This window comes from Cryomorpha ignava (assembly GCF_010686655.1).
In the GTDB taxonomy this organism is placed as follows: Bacteria; Bacteroidota; Bacteroidia; order Flavobacteriales_D; family Cryomorphaceae; genus Cryomorpha; species Cryomorpha ignava.
In genome coordinates, this window is record NZ_JAAGVY010000002.1 from 77,795 (window position 1) to 96,655 (window position 18,861).

The following is an 18,861-nucleotide window of genomic DNA, read 5'->3' on the forward strand; positions in this document are numbered from 1 at the left end:
TTTATCAGTTTTTAGATACTATTTATTCCAATATTCAGTTTATCATTGCAGAACCAACTCATATAAAGATGAAAAAATATTTGTTTACACCGCTATTGCTATGCGCCGTAGTTAGTGTTTTTGCACAACCCGTATCCAAAAAAGGAGAACCTTACCTTCCCGCTGAAGGAGATTGGTCAATCGCCATAGATGCTGCTCCATTTCTAGATTATTTCGGAAACTTCTTTAGCGACACCGAAAATAAATCTCCCTCTGCTCAATTCGCAAATAATAATTTTGCCATCATGGCTAAAAAGTTTAAAACTGATGATTTTTCTTATCGTGCATCCTTAAGGCTCAACCTTTTAAGCGAGAGCTATCGCTCCTTTAGTCCTGAGTTTAGCACAGAGCCCACCAATACCACCGTAGAAGACAAATATACTCGTACGTTTACCAATGTTTACGGTTCGTTGGGAATAGAAAAGCGTAAAGGAAATACCCGTATTCAGGGGTTTTATGGCTTAGAAGGAATGCTCGGATTTGGCACAGAGGCGCATAAATTTGAATATGGAAATAAAATTAATCAGGAGAATACCAACCCGGATCGATCAGAATTTACTATTGATTTTCAAGATAATCCAGAAGTTGTAACGAATATTACTGAGTCAGGCGGGTTTATTACAGACTACAAGCTCGGCACAACTTTCAGTGTTGGTGCAAGAGCATTTATTGGTGCAGAAGTATTTGTTTTTCCAAAGTGGTCTATTGGATTTGAATATGGTTTTAGCGCTGCTTTTTTCTATACAGGAAATGGTAGCATAACTTCAGAGCAATGGACTATCCCAATAGGCGGAAATTCTGAACAATACGTTACTACTATCACCGACCAAGGTGGTTCATCGGCTTTTAAAATAGACAATGATAATTCCGGAGGAGCGATATTCATGTCGTTTTATTTCTAACTTTCTGCTCTCAATTCTTATTTCCCTTTAAAAAACAGGCGTTTGAAAATTTTAAGTGCAGAAAAAATTCGCGAAGCCGATGCTTATACCATTAAGCATGAGCCAATAAAATCTATTGACCTGATGGAGCGAGCCGCCGGTTTATGCTTCGACTGGTTGTATGCGGCTGCGCCAAAGTTATTTCCAGATTCTATTTCGGAAGAAAAAGACTGGGTGTTTTATATTGTTTGTGGCACTGGCAACAACGGTGGCGATGGATTGGTGTTAGCCAGGCTGCTGCAGCGAAACGGGTATAATACAGAAGTTGCAGTTGTCCACGTTTCTGACAAGCCATCAAAAGATTTTACAGCCAGTCTTGATAAACTCGGAAAAGGGAAAAAGTCTGTGATTGAGATTAAGAAAACGGCTGATATTCCTGATTTTCCGGATAATGCGATCATCATCGATGCGATTTTTGGCACCGGTCTAAATCGGCCTTCAGAAGGGATAGGCAGAGAAGTGATTGAAAAAATCAATCAATCAAAATCTACCAAAGTAAGCATTGACATGCCCAGCGGATTATTTGATTGCGACAACGCGAAAAATGACCCTAAAGGCATTGTTCGTTCCAATCATATTCTCACATTTCAGCTTCCTAAACTCTCTTTTTTCCTTTCGGAGAATGAGGCAATGGTGGGAGCGGTGCACATTCTTGATATAGGGTTGCACCCCGATTTTCTCAAAAATATTGATGCTACATTTCATTATTTAACAGGAAGTGAAGCCGCTGAAATGCGTAAAGTCAGAGGTACCTATTCGCATAAGGGCACTTATGGTCATGCGTTGATTATAGCTGGTGCGGAAGGCAAATGGGGGGCGGCGGTCTTGGCATCAAAAGCATGTTTGAGATCTGGTGCTGGGCTGGTCACCACGCATATTGGCACACAAGGTGCTGATATATTGCACAATGCCATGCCAGAATTGATGATACAACACGATAAGGCGGGTACTCACTTTTCCAATTTGCCTGATTTATCAGATTATGATGCCATTGGCGTAGGCCCCGGAATCGGAAAATCGGATGATACGGTGCGTGCATTAAAATTGCTCATTCAGGAAGCAAAAGTTCCGTTGGTGCTAGATGCAGATGCGCTCAATATTCTGGCAGATAATCTCACCTGGATGGCTTTTTTGCCAAAAGGCAGCATTCTCACTCCTCATCCGGGTGAATTTTCCCGACTTGCCGGTTCAAAGCTTTCACATTTTGAATCGATAGAAAAGCAAAGAGAAATAAGTCAGAAAAATGGAATTTATATTCTTTTGAAAGGTGCAAATAGCAGTCTTAGCTTTCCCGATGGACGTGTGCTAATTAACAGCACCGGAAACCCCGGAATGGCGTCCGGTGGGATGGGCGATACGCTTACGGGAATTATAACCGGCCTGCTTGCTGCTCAATATAAACCGCTTGAAGCTGCGGCTCTTGCCATGTTTGTGCACGGCAGAGCGGGCGATCTGGCACTGAAAAATCAAAGTGTTGAAAGTCTCGTGGCCTCAGATTTAATCGACAATCTTGGAAAAGCATTTGAATCATTAAGTCATGATTAGTAAAACACTAAACATATTATTTATTGTTGCACTTCTGTGTTCATGCAACAATGATTCTCCAACTAGGGTAATAGACAGACCATCTCTTCTCAAATCATCGCCGGCGATAAAAGTTGAGATTGAAAATAGGGGATCTGTAAATTATGGCGACACCATTTATATGAAAGTGTATCCCGTAAAGGATGAGATAACACTTGCAAAAGTAGTTGTAGAGCTAATTGGTACCAACAGAATTCTTGCTGAATCGACAGATGGAAATATAAAAATTGCTACAATTAATTCTGGTGGTGGTAATCTTAGATTTAAGATTGAAGCCGAATTTTCTTCAGGAGAAAAAAGCAACCGATACAAGGATATAACTGTAGTGTCTCCTGAAAAGGCAAATAACTGGGGCTTTGAAGTAGTAGAAAGATACCCGCATAATGCACATGCTTACACGCAGGGTTTGCTGGTGCATGATGGTTTTCTGTATGAAGGCACAGGACAGTATGGTACGTCTAAAATAATGAAGACAGAACTCACCACCGGAAAGGTTTTAAAAGAGGAGAGCCTTAGTTCTGATTATTTTGGGGAGGGAATTACCATCTTCGACAATAAAATATACCAATTGACTTATAAGGCTGGCAAGGCATTCGTTTATGATTTAAGCAGCTTTGAAACAACCGGTGAGTTTAGATATTCTTTTAAAACTGCTGAAGGGTGGGGGCTTACGAACAACGATTCTCTATTGATAGCATCAGATGGTAGCGAATTGCTCTATTTTATCAATCCCGAAGATTTTCGGATTGTATCAACACTTCAGATTTTTGATGAAAATGGATCAGTAGAAAATATCAACGAGCTGGAATACCGCAATGGTATTATTTATGCCAATATATATACTACAGCACGAATTGTGGCAATAGATGCCAAAACTGGCCGGGTGATGGACAATTATAATGCACGTGGAATTATGCTTCAATCTGAAGCTACGGCAGATATGGATGTACTAAACGGTATTGCCTTTAATCCGCTGAACGGCAACTTCTTAATTACCGGAAAAAACTGGAGCAAACTTTATGAGGTTCGGCCTATTCCGGCAAATAGTTAATTAGAATTTTCTGGATTAATAAACCAAATCGCCAATTCCCTGACGCACAAGTTCTGGTTCGCCCGATGTATAATCAATAATCGTCGAGGCTTCATTATTTCCATAACCACCATTGATTACGATATCTACGAGTTTCTCGTATTTTTCATGAATTAATTCAGGATCAGTGGTGTATTCAAGCACTTCGTCGTCATCGTGTACCGATGTGGCGATTAGCGGATTACCAAGCATTTGCACCAGCTGTCTGGCTATATTATTATCGGGTATCCGAATACCTACTTCTTTCTTGTTCGATTTAAAAATCTTGGGCAAAGCACTGCTTCCATTTAAAATAAAAGTAAAGGGCCCGGGAAGATTTTTCTTCATCATTTTATATTCCGGTGTATTTACACGGGCATATTCTGCAATGTGACTCAGGTCATAGCAAATAATCGAGAAATTAGCCTTTTCGGGTTTCAATCCTTTAATATGAGCAACCCGCGCCACCGCTTTTACATTATTCACATCGCAACCTATACTGTAAACAGTATCGGTAGGGTAAATAATTACGCCGCCACTTCGCAACACGTCAACTACTTGCAGCATGCGTTTCTCATCGGGATTTTCGGGGTGGATATTCAATAACATAGCTTCCTCAATTTTGCGTAAAGTTACGGAAAAGATAAATTTATTGAGATCATGGCACAGGGATGAGTTTATAAATGAAACTCTCTACACTTATTAAGTTTTAATTTAAATTTCATGGTAAGAGGGGCAACCTACCGCTTTGCCTTTCGAAAGACTTTGAGATTGAAACCATTGCAAATTTTTGTTTTAATTATGTCAGATTAGCCCTAAAAAAAAGCCGCTTCAAAGTAGCGGCTTTTATAATAACATGAGTAAATGTTCCTATTTCGCAGAAGCAGCAGCCTTTTTATGGTCGGCCAAAAATTTCTCTAAACCGATATCCGTAAGCGGGTGGTTAAGCAAACCCATAATGGCACTAAGCGGCCCGGTCATAACATCAGCACCCACTTCGGCACATTGAATAATATGCATGGTGTGGCGAATAGAAGCGGCAAGGATTTCAGTTTCGTAACCGTAGTTATCGTAAATTAAGCGTATCTGAGCAATGAGTTCAATTCCGTTTGTAGAAATATCATCTAAACGACCAATAAACGGAGATACATAAGTTGCACCGGCTTTGGCAGCAAGCAATGCCTGACCGGCTGAAAATACCAGCGTGCAATTGGTTTTAATTCCTTTATCGGTAAAATAGCGAAGGGCCTTTATGCCATCTTTTATCATAGGAACTTTTACCACGATATTTTTGTGCAGCTTGGCAAGTTTCTCGCCTTCTTTGATTATTCCTTTATAATCTGTCGAGATAACCTCGGCACTTACTGGGCCATCTACAATTTTGCAAATGTCAAGGTAGTGCTGTATCACATTTTTGTCGCCTGTAATACCTTCTTTTGCCATAAGCGAAGGATTTGTGGTTACACCATCGAGCACACCAAAATCGCCGGCTTCGCGAATTTGGTCAAGATTTGCAGTATCAATAAAGAATTTCATGGGTCTGTTTTTATTTGCCGCAAAGGTATAAATTTCAAATGTGCTTGCCCATTGTGCAAAAAACAAAATTTGAAAGTTTTACAATTGTTTCGTCTTGACTGGAATTATAATCTCGGAATATGCTTCAACTCTGCCTTAATATTTTTTTCGTGAGCTGTGAATTTAAAGTCGTGGATCAACTCGAGCACATCGTGGTCTATAAGGCTGGCCTTTGAGCCATCGAGTATCACATGACTATTATCTGGAATGTGCTCTAAAGTGTTTCGCAAATTGGCTTTATTTAAAAAGGATACATGCTCACTTAGTTCTATAAGAATTTCGGGAGAGCTGCCTGCACGATTTGTACTGTCATAATACTTGTAAGGTACTTGGTAGTTGGCTCTAAGAATATAGAAAACGCCGACTGCCATACCCACCAAAATTCCGATAAGTAAATCGGTAAATAAAATAGCAATAACAGTGACGATAAACGGGATAAATTGCTTTCTACCAACTTTAAATTGAGCCTTGTAAAGAGCTGGATTTGTAAGCTTATAGCCTACCATGATAAGAATTGCGGCAAGGGCAGCAAGTGGAATAAGATTCATAATAGTAGGCAATAATGCAACCGCAATCAACAACCAAAAGCCATGCAAAATTGCTGATAATTTGGTTTTTGCACCTGAAGCGAGGTTGGTACTACTACGCACAATAACAGCTGTAATTGGCAAGCCACCTATGGCTCCACTTAATAAGTTACCCAAACCCTGCGCCTTTAGTTCAGCGTTTTGAGGAGTGCGGCGTTTTTCTGGATCTATTCGATCAATTGCCTCAGTGCTAAGCAAGGTTTCCAAACTAGCCACTATTGCAATTGTGATGGCGGTAATATACAGTGTAGGATTTCCTATTGCATCAAAAGAGGGAAGGGCCATTGTTGATGTAAAAGATTCAAAATCAGAGAAAACCGGCAGACTCACCAAATGCGAGGCGTCAATCGCGATCTCGGGAGCAAACTGAATAAACAAATAATTGACAAAAACGGCTAGAAAAACAACCACTACCCCTCCAGGTAATTGTTTTAACGCTTTAATGTTTTGAATAGATTTTTTGCTCCAGAGTATTAATATTCCCATGCTAAGAAAACCTATGATAAGACTACCCATTTGTACGTGTGTAAACGCATCGAAAAGCGCGGAAAACGTATTGCTCCCTCCTTGCTGAAAGAATTCCATTTCACCAAAAGCATCGCTATCAAAACCCACCAAGTGAGGTATCTGCTTTAAGATTAGAATGAGGCCTATGGCAGCGAGCATTCCTTTAATTACGGAACTCGGAAAATACATACCAATTACTCCTGCCTTGGCGTAACCAAGAATAATCTGTAAAACGCCGGCTATCATAACCGCAAGCAAAAATGATTCGAAAGACCCCAGGTCTTCAATGGCATTTAATACTATAACTACTAGGCCTGCCGCGGGACCACTTACGCTCAGATGCGATTTGCTCGCCGTACCTATTACGATTCCACCTATTATACCAGCAATAATTCCAGATAAAAGAGGCACTCCAGAAGCTAGCGCAATACCCAGACAAAGCGGCAATGCAACGAGAAATACTACGATACTCGACATGAAGTCGGTTCGAAAATGAGAAAAAAGGTTAGTGAATGATTTGTTCATGATATCGATATGCGTTGAATGACCTGCATTCAAAATAATTTTAAATAAATGGAAAGTATAGTCTAAAAATTAATTTAGAAACGAGGAAATTGTGCACCTTAATGCACCGATATTATGAAATTCGGGGAGGAGGAGTTTGAACGTCGTCTTTTGGTCTGGATTTAACCAGATTATCAGACGAAGCGAAGCTCTGAGCCTTAATTGTTTCGGCCGAAAGTTCGCATTTTAAGACCCCATTGAGGAAAAGTTTTGATGAATGCGTGTCACATTCTTTGCTTGATTGATGACGTTCGTTTTGCTCTTCAGAACTGAGCATAATGAATTGAGTTGCATTTTTTTCCTGAAGAACGGTAAGTGAAACAAAGAAAATTGGCGCCAACAAAAGAAAAGTCACAATAACCAAATTGGTTATTTGACGCACCTTAACGATCTTTTGTTCACGTACTTTTTTACTTGATTTCACTTTGCAAAAATAAGCATTTTTACTTTGCGATAACAACATGAAAGTTTAAATGTTCTTTTGCAAGTCTAGAAAGGTTTAATTAGAAAGTTCCAATTTTAACTAATCACCTCTTTTTTCTTTCATTCATGCGCCAGCGAAGGCCTAATTCGTATCCGCCGCGACCTGAATTATACTCTTTGAGATTGCCCATACTGAAGTCGTAAGCCAGAAACAGGGAGTATTTAGACCAATCCATACCTGCATTTACTGTGAGTGCATTTGAGTTTCTCATGAAAATTCCTGCTTGAATTGACATGGGTTCGGTATCTCCAATAAAGCTATTGCCGGCTATTACGAGGTATTTTACGCTGAATCCGTATAAGGTGGCTGTGCTGCCGTTTTGTTGCTGGAAGTAAAATTGTGGCAGCGCTGCGATTTTTTCACCGAATGGCAATTGCAAAGCTGCAAAAAGGCTATATCGCGGCTTGAGTTCGGTAGAAAGATATTGCGACTCGCTGAGATTAATTCGGCCAAGATGATAGGCGGCAGCCCCCAGCGATATTTTGCGATCTAGATTCCAGCCGCGTTTTTTAGATTTTATTGATGCGTGATAGACTATTCCTGCGCCAAGATCGAGATTTGACTCCGCGTCGCCAGAAAAGGATTCGCCACTGCTAATGCCGGGATCGTATTGCACACCATTAAACTGGCTGGCCCATTTCCCATCTGCCGCACTTAAGCTGCGCTGGTCATAGCCAATATTTAATCCGCCACCAAGGGTGCTGGTTGAGGTGAGCTGGACATGATAGGCTGTAGAACCATTTACCGCGAAAACCTTTTGTCCGTCTGGGCCCGACTTGTCGGTTAAAAAGTTTAAACCTGCGCCCAAATGGCCTTTGCCAGACTTACCCGTAGCATCACCCATTATTATCATGTCAAACGAACCGCTCATTGTGGTAAAAGGCGTGCCTACAGATTTCCATTGGGAGCGATAACTTAGTTGTGCTCGGTATAAATCAAACTCGCCGGCACTGGCAGGATTGATATAAAGAGGCACTTGATTTGGAAGCGAAAACTGAACATCTTGACAATGAGAAACCGAGGAGAAGAAGGGCAAAACGAGCATCATTCCCAAAATGAATTTGGGAATGACTCCTTTCCTTTTTTTGTTTCTCTTCGTGTACATTACCTTTGGATAGTAACATTGCCCGTTTCATTAACTGATTGACCTTCTTCCAATTCGGCTTCGAAAGTATAAACATATGAACCGCTGGCCGGAGTGCCATCAATAGTTCCATCCCAACAATTTTCTGTATTTGAACTTTTGAAAATCAACTTTCCATATCGGTCGTAAATTTTGAAATTAAAGCTGACCATTCTCACGCCCATCACGCAAAGCTGATCGTTCAATCCATCGCTATTTGGTGAAAACATGGTTGGAATAAAGCTATTTGGCTCCGGCAGTTCACGTTCCACAAAAAGGCTATCAGTTGAGGTGCAGCCATGTACACTTGTAACCAATACCTCATACCAAATAGATGCTGATGGATTGACAACGGGATTTGCACAATCTGCACAGCTTAGACCCTCGGGAGGAGTCCAGTTATACGAGGGGTTTTCAAGTTCAGGATTGGTGTAAACCGCTATTTCTTCAGAATCGAAAAAACCCAGTAGAATTGAATCAGGATCAATCACCGCGGTAAACAGTCCCAGATTGGGAATAGTGAATTGGGTGCTGTCTCCGCATCCATTAGCGTCGGCAAAAATTACAGTATAACTACCGGCATAAAGATCGTCAACAATAAAACCAGATTCTTCACCCGGGCTCCATTCAACAGTGTAAGGAACAAAACCTCCGTAGAGAAGAAGTTGGCCCCCACCATTTGGATTGTCGCAATATGCCGGGGTAATCACGAGACTATCAACGATTTGATCGGGCTCTGTGAGTGTGGTGTTTGCGGAAGCAGAACAACCTGCGCTGTTTGTAACAATGGCAGAATAAGCTCCTGCGGTTAAGCTATCGACTGCATTTTGAGTAGATCCGAATAGAGGCCATTCATAAGTGAGGCTCAAGGTATCGTTTGATGTTATCGTTATACTACCATCGGCCGATTGGTAACAAGTAGGATCGATAGATGAGACGCTAAATTGTGGTCCGGGATATAGCCAAACGTCTACGGTAGTGGTATCGCTACAACCAAATTGCGTATTTGCGATAAGCGTGTATTCGCCAGCCTGACTCGCCTGAACGGTGTCAATAACCGGATTTTGATCTTCATTTATTAAAGTATCTGAAGCAAACCAATTGTAGTAATAGCCACCATCACCGAAGAGCTCGAGTGTGCTTCCCGGACAGATGGAATCATTCGCGGAAGCGATAGCAGTATTGGGGTAATCAACATGGACAATCACTCCTGAACATCTTGATTCATCATCAACACTCTCTGCACGAACGAAATATGCGGTGGTGGTGTCGGGTGCAACCCAAATTTCAGTTCCTTCACCTATAAATTTATCTATAACTCCACATGAATCAACATACCATACCCATTGAGCACCCTGACCTAATGCGCCCCCACTTAGAGAAAGCAAAATGCTATCGCCGATGCATACTCCAATGGGATTGTAGCCATCATCATCATCATCATCATCATTGCCGCCGCCGCCACCACCGCCACCGCTACTGCCTATACAATCATCGCAAGGAGGTGTGGATTTGTATTGAGTGAATCGAGCTATAAATCCAAGCGTGTCGAGTCCGGGATTTACTAGCATATGAGCAGTTTGTTCGGGACCATTCTGGCTAATACCGATTACAGACGTGGTAAGCCCCGTAATATATACCGAGGTATAGCCAAAAACTGCTATTGCGCGACCCAGGTCGTAGTCCTCTCCGCCGTAATACTCTCCCCATATTCTTTCACCCGACTGACTGAATTTAGCCACAAATACATCTTGAGATACAAAGGGGCTGGGAATATAAGTTGTATCGGACGTCATGGCAGAGTCGCTTGTGGTGGTTCCCACTATATAAATTTGCCCGTCGTAATCACGACTTATTCCGTTTGCTACGTCGGTTCCTTCTCCACCCACATAGCTAAACCATTCCAACATTCCATCAGTTGCCATACGGGCAATAAAGGCATCTCCACTCCCGGCGTATTCCTGCTGAAAGGATGTGGTATCTGAGTATGTGATTAAGGAATCTGTACTTCCCGAGAAATAGAAATCGCCACTTACAGATGTTACGCCGGTTAATTTATCATTTCCGGGTCCTCCAAAATAGGTTGCCCAGGCTATGCTTCCTGCACTATCGAGTTTCAAAGCAAATCCATCTGTTTCTCCGTCCAGATTATACTGAAAACCAGATCCCCAGGCTATGTTTTGAGAAGAGTGGGTATAGCCGGCAACGATTACACTTGACAGAGAATCGAGCGCCACAGAAGTAGCAAAATCATCGCTTTCGCCGCCGTAGTAGCTTGTATAAGTCAGTATGCCATTAATATTGTACTTGGCTATAAAAACATCTGTTCCGCCCTGATAATTGACGAGAGTAGAAACGGAATCGTTTTGGAGAAATCCCCCTGCGTTTGTATTTCCAACTACTATTACATTTCCAAATCCATCTGCCTTGCAGGCAACGGCTTCTTCTTCGCCTGTAGAACCAATAAAGCTGTCCCAAACAAAACTTCCAAAACGGTCGAAATGAGCCACAAAACCATCGGTACCGCCACCGTTTTCGGTTTGCTGGACGCCATCGCTGCCTATCGAATCTGTAGATGTAGAGCTTCCAACCACATATAGTCTGTCGTAAGAATCTACATCAATTCCCAGACCTTTATCGTCGCCTGATCCTCCATAGTAGGTGGCCCAATGGCGCAAACCATGCTGGTTCATTTTTACAATGAAGGCATCGCTAGTTCCGCCTGAATAAACCGTTTGGTACAACCCTTCGGAAGCCATATTATGAAGAGATGATGTGGTTCCTGTTACGAACACATTTCCTAATGAGTCGGTGGCGATGGCATTACCCACATCGTATAGAGAATCGCCGTAGTAAGTGCCCCACTCTAAAATGGCCAGTGGGTCAATGATTAGCTGACCTTCGGAACTATCATGAAAGGTGTTTTTTGTTTCAAAACCAATAATGACGTAATCCGTGCTTTTTTCGATAATTTGGTAATCTACTTTTATTTCCCGTCCAGATTTACTCATCCAACTAGCGGGAATGTGTTCCTTTATCTGGCGTCCCGAAAGATCGAAAATTAGATTTCCATCACAAATTTCAAAACTGTCAAATCCTGCGTACTTGAGCTTAATCTGGCCGGTTTGGTTGGGATCATTTACTATAAAGTCATACTTCAATTGCCCTTTTTCTGTAATCGAAACAACAAAGTCAATATTTTCATAAACATCGGTATACGTAACCCCTTCAAAGCTCCGCACACCCGATATATTCTTTTTTGAAGTACTGCTGTAGAAGTTTTCTAGAGCTGAAAAAGGTTTGTTTCCATTTAAGGCTGTATGAGAATTCATGCCCATGATATCCATATCAAGTCGGTGAAAGGCAATCTCCGATCCTTGTTTTTGATAGGTATCATAACTAATTCCATTATTTCTAAGCTGCACATTTAGCCCATTACCTGCTGCCCAGATATAATTTACATTGGTATTGACCACATTATTCTGGTCGATTATCTGCCCACAATTTTCTACAAAACCATTGGTCTTTGATTTTTCTTCAACCGCTTTGTTTATTGAAGCATGAGTATATAAAGTTGAAAAGCAGAGAATTAAGAAGGGGTAAAATGTTTTCATATCCATATTTTATAAAATGCCTGGAGTACTGACCCAAAGGCACTTCTTGGTTAATGGACGTAATATAAGGAATATCTCTACTCTTAACGAATGTTAATAAGATAATTTGGTGTGATTTTTATCAAGTCAAAGAAGACCATAACAGGATGTAGAGTAGATAAATCGCGTATTAAGACAAGGGCCGAAAAGCAGGAGAGTGGCATCAAAAGTTTTTGCTAACTCGCAATGAGCGAATTATGCGCTTAAAATCAGCATTGTATTTTGATTCATCCGAACAGGCTAATTCAACTTGAATTTGAAAGTATTGCCCCAGTCTTTCGAAGCAATACAGCTCACCACATTTACGTATTGAATCTTCTGTGTAAGCGTATTTTGACCACAAGGCAATCGTACCATCTATGGTATCGCTGCCTGAACTGTCGAATTCAAAATTCTCGAGTGTATTCCGTAATTTACCATTGAGAATTCCGTCTTTAAATACTGAAAGTTCGCCGTAGTAACCCTGAAAATAGGTTAGTTGGATAGTTGATTCTTCAATACCTTTTTCACTTTCCGGATAAATGTAGTGGTAGAGATCGTCATCTTGATTTGCGTAGCCTTCCGGCAAATAATAGGAAAAACTAATATCGGGATCTTCAATTGTAACATTTATTTGGCCGCCGGCAGTAATCGAAATCAAAGTGGCCAAAGGGAATAATGCAATCAGACTTTTCAAGTTCATGGTGTTGCTATTGCAATTATGAAGCCCAATATACAACTCAATCTTTTCTTTTTAAAATACTGTGCTGACGGTTAATAGATTCTTGATGAATTGTTTCGAGCATCTTTGATATAAATTCTGTGCTCAATCCCAATTCTGTGGCTTTTGTCATACAACGATCTAAAATTTCGCTCCACCGCTTGGTTTGTAAAATGCTCATGTTGTTACGTTTTTTATACGCTCCAATGTCGTCCACAATCTGCATTCTACTGTTTATAAGAGCAATTATTTCATCGTCAATTTCGTCTATTTGCAAACGCAAATTATCCAGCGATTCGTTAAAAGCTGCATCATCTATTTCTGCAGGGCGGTATATCAGGCGCTCTTTTAATTTGGCGAATACCTCTGGTGTAACTTGCTGTTCGGCGTCGCTCCAAGCCTTATCAGGATTGGGATGAACTTCCATCATAATCCCATCGTAATTTAAATCAAGAGCTTTTTGAGACACTTCTTCCAGCAAAACACGGTTACCGCTTATGTGGCTGCTATCGCAAATAATGGTGAGATCGGGAAATTCGCGTTTTAGCTCTATCGCAATTTGCCAGCGCGGCTGATTGCGGTATTTGTTTATTTCGAAACTGCTAAAGCCGCGGTGAATGGCGCCAATATGTTCTATTCCGCTTTTGGCAACCCGCTCTATGGCGCCTACCCATAATTTCAAGTCGGGATTTATTGGGTTTTTAATTAAAACCTTTACTTCACTTCCTTGAAGTGCATCAGCAATTTCCTGAACAGCAAAAGGACTTACTGTAGTTCGCGCACCTATCCATACTACGTCTATACCATGCTTTAAGCAGGCTTCTACATGAGCCGTATTTGCCACTTCGGTGCACACTTTTAAACCCGTTTCGGTTTGCACTTTGTTTAACCATTCCAAACCTTGAGTACCTATTCCTTCAAAACTGTTTGGGCGTGTTCTCGGTTTCCAGATTCCCGCTCTGAACAGGTCAATATTGGCGGAAGCCAAACTTCGTGCAGTACTCAAAACCTGCTCTTCGGTTTCGGCGCTGCATGGCCCAGCAATCCAAAACGCACGCTTGTTTTTTTCTTTAAAAAAGGGTTTGAACTGTTGCGCTACTGCCAAGTCACTGTGTTTTGTGTCAATATTATTGTACAATATTTATCTTTTTTAATACCAGCCTGCTGTGGTGGTTTTATATTCATCCTTGGGAAGCTCAATATCATAAGATTTTGAATCTTTAAACGGGTAAATAGTAAGTGAAAAGTAAAACACATGAACGTCCAGGTTGGCATATGGTTTAGTGGTTTTGCCATCTTTAATGATCTTATAGTCTTCATTGAAGAAATTCTGTAAATAGTATTTAAACTTGAGCGAAATACCATTTGGAAACTGAACCCCCGCGTACACAGATCGAGTGAACCGATCTGTTCTATCGCTAAACCATCCGGTTATTTTATCATTCTTATCACCGTTTTCAAATGTCTTTTCTTTGTATTGAAATGGCATTTCAATTTCAAAACCTGCAAAGAGAAAAAATGGATTTTTCTGATTTAAATCACCTATTTTTATGCCGATTGGAAGACCCAGATTGTAAGTTCTGAATTTCTTTTTCAAATCATTTTCCTCATTCGGAAATTTGGCGATAAAGCCCACGTTTCTGAAACCCAATCCTATATCAATTCCCACATGCTTGCTAATGTCGTGGTTGATTCTTCCCATATAATTAAACACAGGCGACCAACGCATAATATTATCAATATTCATAGAGTCGCTCTGAATGTTGGCAAATGAGAAAATCATTTCGGTTTCATTCGAAAAATACCATTTACCAACTCTATAATCAGGATCCTTTTCTTTTTCTTGCGCCGTGGTAGTAAAGGCGAGCAGTAAAAGACCGATGACCAGTGCAGGTTTAAATTTTGGAATCATCATGATTTATAAAAGGGATTAAATTATTTTGTTCAGATAAAAAATGGAAAAGTACAAAATGAGGATGATTAATAAAATAATCCACACGTGGCGGTAGTGCACACCTACTTTTTTAAAATCTTTGCGATAAGCAGCTGTAATTATTGCAATAAATACTACAACAAAAACGCCTGCGAAAATCCAATGACCTGTTCCAATATTGCCCATAACCAACTTTAGCGGGTAAAATTACAATTTCAAAATGCGATTATGGTCAGTAATGCCTGAAAAAATCTATAATCATTCTATTTTAAATTAACTTGGCATCCATTAAATTTGATTTATGACAGAAACCTGGCAAAATTCGGAAATACAACTTGCAGATTTACCTGCTGTAGAGGATGGCACTTTCCAGCATCATCCCTTACGATACAGGAAGTACAGAAATTTAGGAGCTACACTTTTCTGGATTATTCCGGTACTTGTTTATTGCAGTTTTGTGATTTTTCAGTTTGGAATTTGGGCATATATAGTGGGCGCTTTCCTCGCTATATTTATGCTGTTCTCTTTTTTTGGAATTAATATTGGCTACAGACGGCGCTCATACGCTTTGCGCGAAAAAGACCTAACGTATAAAAAAGGCTGGCTTTTTTATGCTACCACTACGGTTCCCTTTAACCGCATTCAGCATACAGAAGTTTCGCAGGGGCCGCTTGAGCGGAGATTTAAGTTGTGCACCTTGAATATCTATACCGCAGGGGGTAGCACTTCAGACCTTTCTATTCCGGGGCTTAATGAAGATGAGGCCCAGCAATTGCGCGATTTTATTGCTAAAAAAGCAGCTCTTTATGCCTGATCAAGAAATGGAATTTGACTTGCTAACTCCCCAAAGGCAAAGTTTGCTTGGCGTGGTAGTTTATCTTCTGCGAAATTTCAGAGCCATGCTCACCATTCTTATCACTTTTGTGGCTATTGCGGCCTCAAAACCCGCGTTTTGGCTTATTGCAGGTATAGCCATAATTCCAATTGCCATTATCCTCGCCGTACTGGCGTATTATCAGTACCGCAATTTTACGTTTCACGTAAGTGATAATGAGCTGATTATACACAAAGGGGTTTTCTTTAAGGAAAGAACGGTGATAGGTGTTGACCGCATACAATCCATTCAGGTTACCGAAAATTTGGTGCAACGTGTTTTGGGTTTGGTAGCACTTAAAGTAGATACAGCGGGTTCTAAAGGCAATGAACTTGAAATACCTGCTCTTGAAGTTAAACACGCCAACGCCCTAAAAGAATTGCTTTATACGCGAAAGAAGGCGCTAGCCCAAAATGCAAATTTATCGGCCGATGGAGTGCTTTCAGATGAATTGGAACCAGGATCTACAAAAACACATGAAATTGCAGATGAAGACGAGACTGAAAAAAAACTCGTCCATCTAAGTCTTTGGGATTTAATTGTGGTTGGGCTCACCGAAAATCATTTGCGAACCGGCTTTATAGCTATAGCTTTTGTATTTGGTACGCTTAGCCAGTACAAAGATGTTTACGAATCGTATTTGGAAGAATCAGTAGATGAATATGCGCTGCAGGCGGCAAATGCAGGTTTGATGTTTGTGCTGATAATGGTTGTGGTTTTTGTTGTTCTGTCTCTGGTAATTAGTATCGTGCGGACTTTTTTACGTTTTTATGATCTCAAGGCAGTTTTAAAGCTTCAGGCAGTTGAAATTAGAACCGGCTTACTAAAGCGCGAGACTTTCAGAGTTCCTATTCGGAAAATACAATTTGTACAGTGGGAGAGTAACCCCTTGCGACGCGCAGTTGGATTTGAATCGGCGAAGATCAAACCGTCGAATAGTGTAGGCGAAACTGCCCAAAAACAAAGTATTGAAATACCAGCTCTGAAAAAGGAGCAAACAGAAATGCTGGCGCAGGGAATTTTTCCCGGATTTCATCAACCTGAGTCAGTTCTAAAAGGAGATAAATGGGCTTATTCTCGAATTGCCGCAATGATGAGCACTATTCTTATTTTACCGCTTGTTGCGGCATTGTTTATCAGTCTGGGGTATTATGCGCTCGTGTTTTTGGCGTTCATTCCTTTTGTTGGTGCCCTTGGTTACTACTTCGGAAAAACGGTGCGCATCTTTTACGATCGCGATTATATTTTGATAAAGAAAGGCTGGTTTTTTATGGAGCGAATTGTACTTCCTTCTTATAAGCTTCAAAGTATTGCGCTTAAGCAAAATGTATTTTTAAAACGCCGAAATCTATGCCATTTGCAATTCTACACTGCTGCCGGAGCGCGGTCGGTGAGGTATTTAAATATAGATGAAGCCCAAGCCATTTACAATTATTTGATTTTTTGTGTAGAGAGCAGTCCTGAGCCGTGGATGTAAGTTAATTACGAATTACGAACTTAGCGACCTCATGACCGTAGGGAATAATTACGAATGGGGTTGTTAACTCATTTTATTTAAGTGATTTTCCAACACGGTGCATCACAGGCTCTCGCGTCTCTTATGTGACTGGAGCACAAAGAGCTATATTTCTAAGAACGCACTGAGCCCAGCGGTATCACAGAGATAGTAGTGACGACAGGTGGTTTCTAGATTCGTTCAGGGATTTAGTTTTCTTTTATCACTCTAAAAGTAAGATTGATTCTCGGCTCTTTAACTTTTGCCGTTTTGGGCAGACTATGAAGCCAATGTTCCTGTGTAGGGGGGTGCATCATAAGCAGGCTACCATGTTCGAGCAAAATATCAATTCGCTCTTTGGTATCTCTGTTTTTGAAATAGAATTTTCGCAGGGCTCCAAAACTTACTGAGGCAATTGGCATTTCAGGATTTAGCACTTTTTCATTGTCGCTGTGCCAGCCCATTCCTTCACTTCCATCGGCGTATAAATTGAGCAGGCATGAGTTGAAAATAACCCCTGTTTCGCGTGTTAGCTTTTGGCCAATATCAAGCAGAGTTTTAGAAAATGGGAGCGCCACTTTCGTGGAATTTGAGTATGTGTACTGATATGGTTTTGATCCGTACCAGGCAGTTTTGCGTTTGGTAATGTGGCGTTTTCCGAAAAGAATCACTTCATCATGCTGCCATTCAATTTCTTCATGCAGCCGATGAAAATATTCATCGGCAATTTGCCGGTCAAAGAATGCTGGAAGTTTGAAAGCTTTTCCCTGATAGGGTAATAGATTTTTCAAAAAGAAAATTTCATCTATTGTAAAGCACGCGTTTTTCCATAAGAATGGGGCCAAATGGAATAAAGGCACTAATAAACAAAAGGAACATTCTGATAAATTTCCATTTGTATTGATAACCAAGAATGGCTATGGCGCCGGCGTATAGCATAAAAAGTACCCCATGTGCCCAACCCACATACTTTACTGCCAAAGGAAAATCCATAAAATACTTCATGGGCATGGCAATTAATAATAAAACGAGAAAGGAAAGTACTTCGAGGCGACCAATAAAAATAAACTGACTTAGCTTCATAAATCTGTAAATAGCGTGATATTGCTCAAATGTAATAAAATTATTTTGTTGTAAAAAACCTTTAGCTCAGTGTTCGCCGTCGCTATTTTCGGCGGGAACAACAAAACCATCTCGGGTTTCGGTGTGGCGTATTTCGCCGCCAGTAGAGGCTACGTTGCCCAAATAAACCATACTGCCTGTTGCAGCAATTAAAGTAATAATTGTAAATAATCTTGCAGGTGCTTTTTTGGCGTGTGTAAAATAAAAAGCAAGTATCGCGAGAAGTGAAACTCCCAAACTGACCCATCTGGCCGATTCTGCCATCTCTTCGTGCTCATGAATAATATCATGTATGCCTTCATCGGGCACCACGTTTTCTATAATATCTTCTGCATTTTCGCCAGTTAATACGGTGGGAATTGTAAAAAGCCCGGCAGCAATTAAAAGCACCAGTCCGGTTTTGCGCACCATACCGCTTTTTACAAGCATTCCGCCTATTAAAATCAGCAAACCAAAAAGGGTTGCCGCAATCGGTAAGTGATTAATTGCCAAATGTATTTCTGCAGCGTTCATAGGTGTAAGCGTTTCTGAAATCGAAAGTACGATAATTGAGACAATCTCAAGATTTTAGATAACATTTCTTTAAACTATTTTTATGTGTTTTCATTTGG

At 40.8% G+C, this 18,861-nt stretch carries 17 protein-coding genes; 5 read left to right on the forward strand and 12 right to left on the reverse strand.

Annotation, left to right across the window (positions count from 1 at the left end; all coding sequences use genetic code 11):
* The first annotated feature begins 68 nt into the window (after positions 1 to 68).
* From G3O08_RS01620 to G3O08_RS01630, 3 genes are read left to right on the forward strand one after another with little or no spacing between them, the layout of a single operon-like run.
* Positions 69 to 941: a hypothetical protein gene (locus G3O08_RS01620; RefSeq protein ID WP_163282926.1), complete on the forward strand. Its 873-nt coding sequence runs from the start codon at positions 69 to 71 to the stop codon at positions 939 to 941.
* A gap of 42 nt (positions 942 to 983) precedes the next feature.
* The gene (locus G3O08_RS01625; RefSeq protein WP_163282927.1) at positions 984 to 2,525 is read left to right on the forward strand and encodes an NAD(P)H-hydrate dehydratase; all 1,542 of its coding nucleotides are present in this window, start codon (positions 984 to 986) and stop codon (positions 2,523 to 2,525) included.
* Positions 2,518 to 3,615, forward strand: a complete 1,098-nt coding sequence (locus tag G3O08_RS01630) for a glutaminyl-peptide cyclotransferase (protein ID WP_163282928.1) — start codon at positions 2,518 to 2,520, stop codon at positions 3,613 to 3,615. Before G3O08_RS01625 ends, G3O08_RS01630 begins: the two co-directional genes overlap by 8 nt.
* 15 nt (positions 3,616 to 3,630) lie before the next feature.
* Here the strand turns inward: G3O08_RS01630 and G3O08_RS01635 are convergent, their stop codons facing one another.
* The 9 genes from G3O08_RS01635 to G3O08_RS01675 all read right to left on the reverse strand — a co-directional run bounded on the left by G3O08_RS01635 (position 3,631) and on the right by G3O08_RS01675 (position 14,741).
* Positions 3,631 to 4,242: an L-threonylcarbamoyladenylate synthase gene (locus tag G3O08_RS01635; protein WP_163282929.1), complete on the reverse strand. Its 612-nt coding sequence runs from the start codon at positions 4,240 to 4,242 to the stop codon at positions 3,631 to 3,633.
* Between the two features lie 261 nt (positions 4,243 to 4,503).
* Positions 4,504 to 5,169 carry a fructose-6-phosphate aldolase gene (fsa, locus tag G3O08_RS01640; RefSeq protein WP_163282930.1) on the reverse strand — a complete coding sequence of 222 codons (666 nt, stop codon included), beginning with the start codon at positions 5,167 to 5,169 and terminating at the stop codon, positions 4,504 to 4,506.
* Positions 5,170 to 5,273: 104 nt separating this feature from the next.
* On the reverse strand, positions 5,274 to 6,827 hold the full coding sequence (locus tag G3O08_RS01645; protein ID WP_163282931.1) for a SulP family inorganic anion transporter: 1,554 nt from the start codon (positions 6,825 to 6,827) through the stop codon (positions 5,274 to 5,276).
* A 112-nt stretch (positions 6,828 to 6,939) separates the two neighbouring features.
* Positions 6,940 to 7,290 carry a hypothetical protein gene (locus G3O08_RS01650; RefSeq protein WP_163282932.1) on the reverse strand — a complete coding sequence of 117 codons (351 nt, stop codon included), beginning with the start codon at positions 7,288 to 7,290 and terminating at the stop codon, positions 6,940 to 6,942.
* A gap of 103 nt (positions 7,291 to 7,393) precedes the next feature.
* A complete protein-coding gene (locus tag G3O08_RS01655; RefSeq protein WP_163282933.1) occupies positions 7,394 to 8,455 on the reverse strand; it encodes a PorP/SprF family type IX secretion system membrane protein in 1,062 nt (353 codons plus the stop codon).
* Entirely contained in the window at positions 8,455 to 12,087 is a 3,633-nt protein-coding gene (locus tag G3O08_RS01660; protein WP_163282934.1) for a DUF7948 domain-containing protein, read from the reverse strand. Before G3O08_RS01660 ends, G3O08_RS01655 begins: the two co-directional genes overlap by 1 nt.
* A 202-nt stretch (positions 12,088 to 12,289) precedes the next feature.
* On the reverse strand, positions 12,290 to 12,808 hold the full coding sequence (locus tag G3O08_RS01665; protein WP_163282935.1) for a hypothetical protein: 519 nt from the start codon (positions 12,806 to 12,808) through the stop codon (positions 12,290 to 12,292).
* A gap of 37 nt (positions 12,809 to 12,845) precedes the next feature.
* Positions 12,846 to 13,931: a bifunctional 3-deoxy-7-phosphoheptulonate synthase/chorismate mutase type II gene (locus G3O08_RS01670; protein ID WP_204336737.1), complete on the reverse strand. Its 1,086-nt coding sequence runs from the start codon at positions 13,929 to 13,931 to the stop codon at positions 12,846 to 12,848.
* Positions 13,932 to 13,976: 45 nt separating this feature from the next.
* Positions 13,977 to 14,741 carry an outer membrane beta-barrel protein gene (locus tag G3O08_RS01675; RefSeq protein WP_163282936.1) on the reverse strand — a complete coding sequence of 255 codons (765 nt, stop codon included), beginning with the start codon at positions 14,739 to 14,741 and terminating at the stop codon, positions 13,977 to 13,979.
* 319 nt (positions 14,742 to 15,060) lie between these two features.
* Here G3O08_RS01675 and G3O08_RS01680 point away from each other — a divergent pair, with 319 nt between their 5' ends.
* Both G3O08_RS01680 and G3O08_RS01685 read left to right on the forward strand, forming a co-directional pair.
* Positions 15,061 to 15,573, forward strand: coding sequence for a PH domain-containing protein (locus G3O08_RS01680; protein ID WP_163282937.1), 513 nt, complete (start codon positions 15,061 to 15,063; stop codon positions 15,571 to 15,573).
* On the forward strand, positions 15,566 to 17,110 hold the full coding sequence (locus tag G3O08_RS01685) for a PH domain-containing protein (protein WP_163282938.1): 1,545 nt from the start codon (positions 15,566 to 15,568) through the stop codon (positions 17,108 to 17,110). The genes G3O08_RS01680 and G3O08_RS01685 overlap by 8 nt, the downstream gene beginning before the upstream one ends.
* Before the next feature lie 227 nt (positions 17,111 to 17,337).
* Here G3O08_RS01685 and G3O08_RS01690 read toward each other — a convergent pair whose 3' ends face one another.
* The 3 genes from G3O08_RS01690 to G3O08_RS01700 all read right to left on the reverse strand — a co-directional run bounded on the left by G3O08_RS01690 (position 17,338) and on the right by G3O08_RS01700 (position 18,763).
* The gene (locus tag G3O08_RS01690; protein WP_204336738.1) at positions 17,338 to 17,919 is read right to left on the reverse strand and encodes an alpha-ketoglutarate-dependent dioxygenase AlkB family protein; all 582 of its coding nucleotides are present in this window, start codon (positions 17,917 to 17,919) and stop codon (positions 17,338 to 17,340) included.
* 10 nt (positions 17,920 to 17,929) lie between these two features.
* On the reverse strand, positions 17,930 to 18,211 hold the full coding sequence (locus G3O08_RS01695; protein ID WP_163282939.1) for a DUF3817 domain-containing protein: 282 nt from the start codon (positions 18,209 to 18,211) through the stop codon (positions 17,930 to 17,932).
* Positions 18,212 to 18,277: 66 nt separating this feature from the next.
* The gene (locus G3O08_RS01700) at positions 18,278 to 18,763 is read right to left on the reverse strand and encodes a hypothetical protein (protein WP_163282940.1); all 486 of its coding nucleotides are present in this window, start codon (positions 18,761 to 18,763) and stop codon (positions 18,278 to 18,280) included.
* Positions 18,764 to 18,861: the final 98 nt, after the last annotated feature.

What these genes read in the sequence shown, in the direction of transcription:
- G3O08_RS01620 (WP_163282926.1), top strand. Translation starts at nt 69, where the DNA reads ATGAAAAAATATTTGTTTACACCGCTATTGCTATGCGCCGTAGTTAGT.
- G3O08_RS01630 (WP_163282928.1), top strand. Translation starts at nt 2,518, where the DNA reads ATGATTAGTAAAACACTAAACATATTATTTATTGTTGCACTTCTGTGT.
- G3O08_RS01635 (WP_163282929.1), bottom strand. Translation starts at nt 4,242, where the DNA reads ATGTTATTGAATATCCACCCCGAAAATCCCGATGAGAAACGCATGCTG.
- fsa (WP_163282930.1), bottom strand. Translation starts at nt 5,169, where the DNA reads ATGAAATTCTTTATTGATACTGCAAATCTTGACCAAATTCGCGAAGCC.
- G3O08_RS01645 (WP_163282931.1), bottom strand. Translation starts at nt 6,827, where the DNA reads ATGAACAAATCATTCACTAACCTTTTTTCTCATTTTCGAACCGACTTC.
- G3O08_RS01655 (WP_163282933.1), bottom strand. Translation starts at nt 8,455, where the DNA reads ATGTACACGAAGAGAAACAAAAAAAGGAAAGGAGTCATTCCCAAATTC.
- G3O08_RS01660 (WP_163282934.1), bottom strand. Translation starts at nt 12,087, where the DNA reads ATGAAAACATTTTACCCCTTCTTAATTCTCTGCTTTTCAACTTTATAT.
- G3O08_RS01665 (WP_163282935.1), bottom strand. Translation starts at nt 12,808, where the DNA reads ATGAACTTGAAAAGTCTGATTGCATTATTCCCTTTGGCCACTTTGATT.
- G3O08_RS01675 (WP_163282936.1), bottom strand. Translation starts at nt 14,741, where the DNA reads ATGATGATTCCAAAATTTAAACCTGCACTGGTCATCGGTCTTTTACTG.
- G3O08_RS01680 (WP_163282937.1), top strand. Translation starts at nt 15,061, where the DNA reads ATGACAGAAACCTGGCAAAATTCGGAAATACAACTTGCAGATTTACCT.
- G3O08_RS01685 (WP_163282938.1), top strand. Translation starts at nt 15,566, where the DNA reads ATGCCTGATCAAGAAATGGAATTTGACTTGCTAACTCCCCAAAGGCAA.
- G3O08_RS01695 (WP_163282939.1), bottom strand. Translation starts at nt 18,211, where the DNA reads ATGAAGCTAAGTCAGTTTATTTTTATTGGTCGCCTCGAAGTACTTTCC.
- G3O08_RS01700 (WP_163282940.1), bottom strand. Translation starts at nt 18,763, where the DNA reads ATGAACGCTGCAGAAATACATTTGGCAATTAATCACTTACCGATTGCG.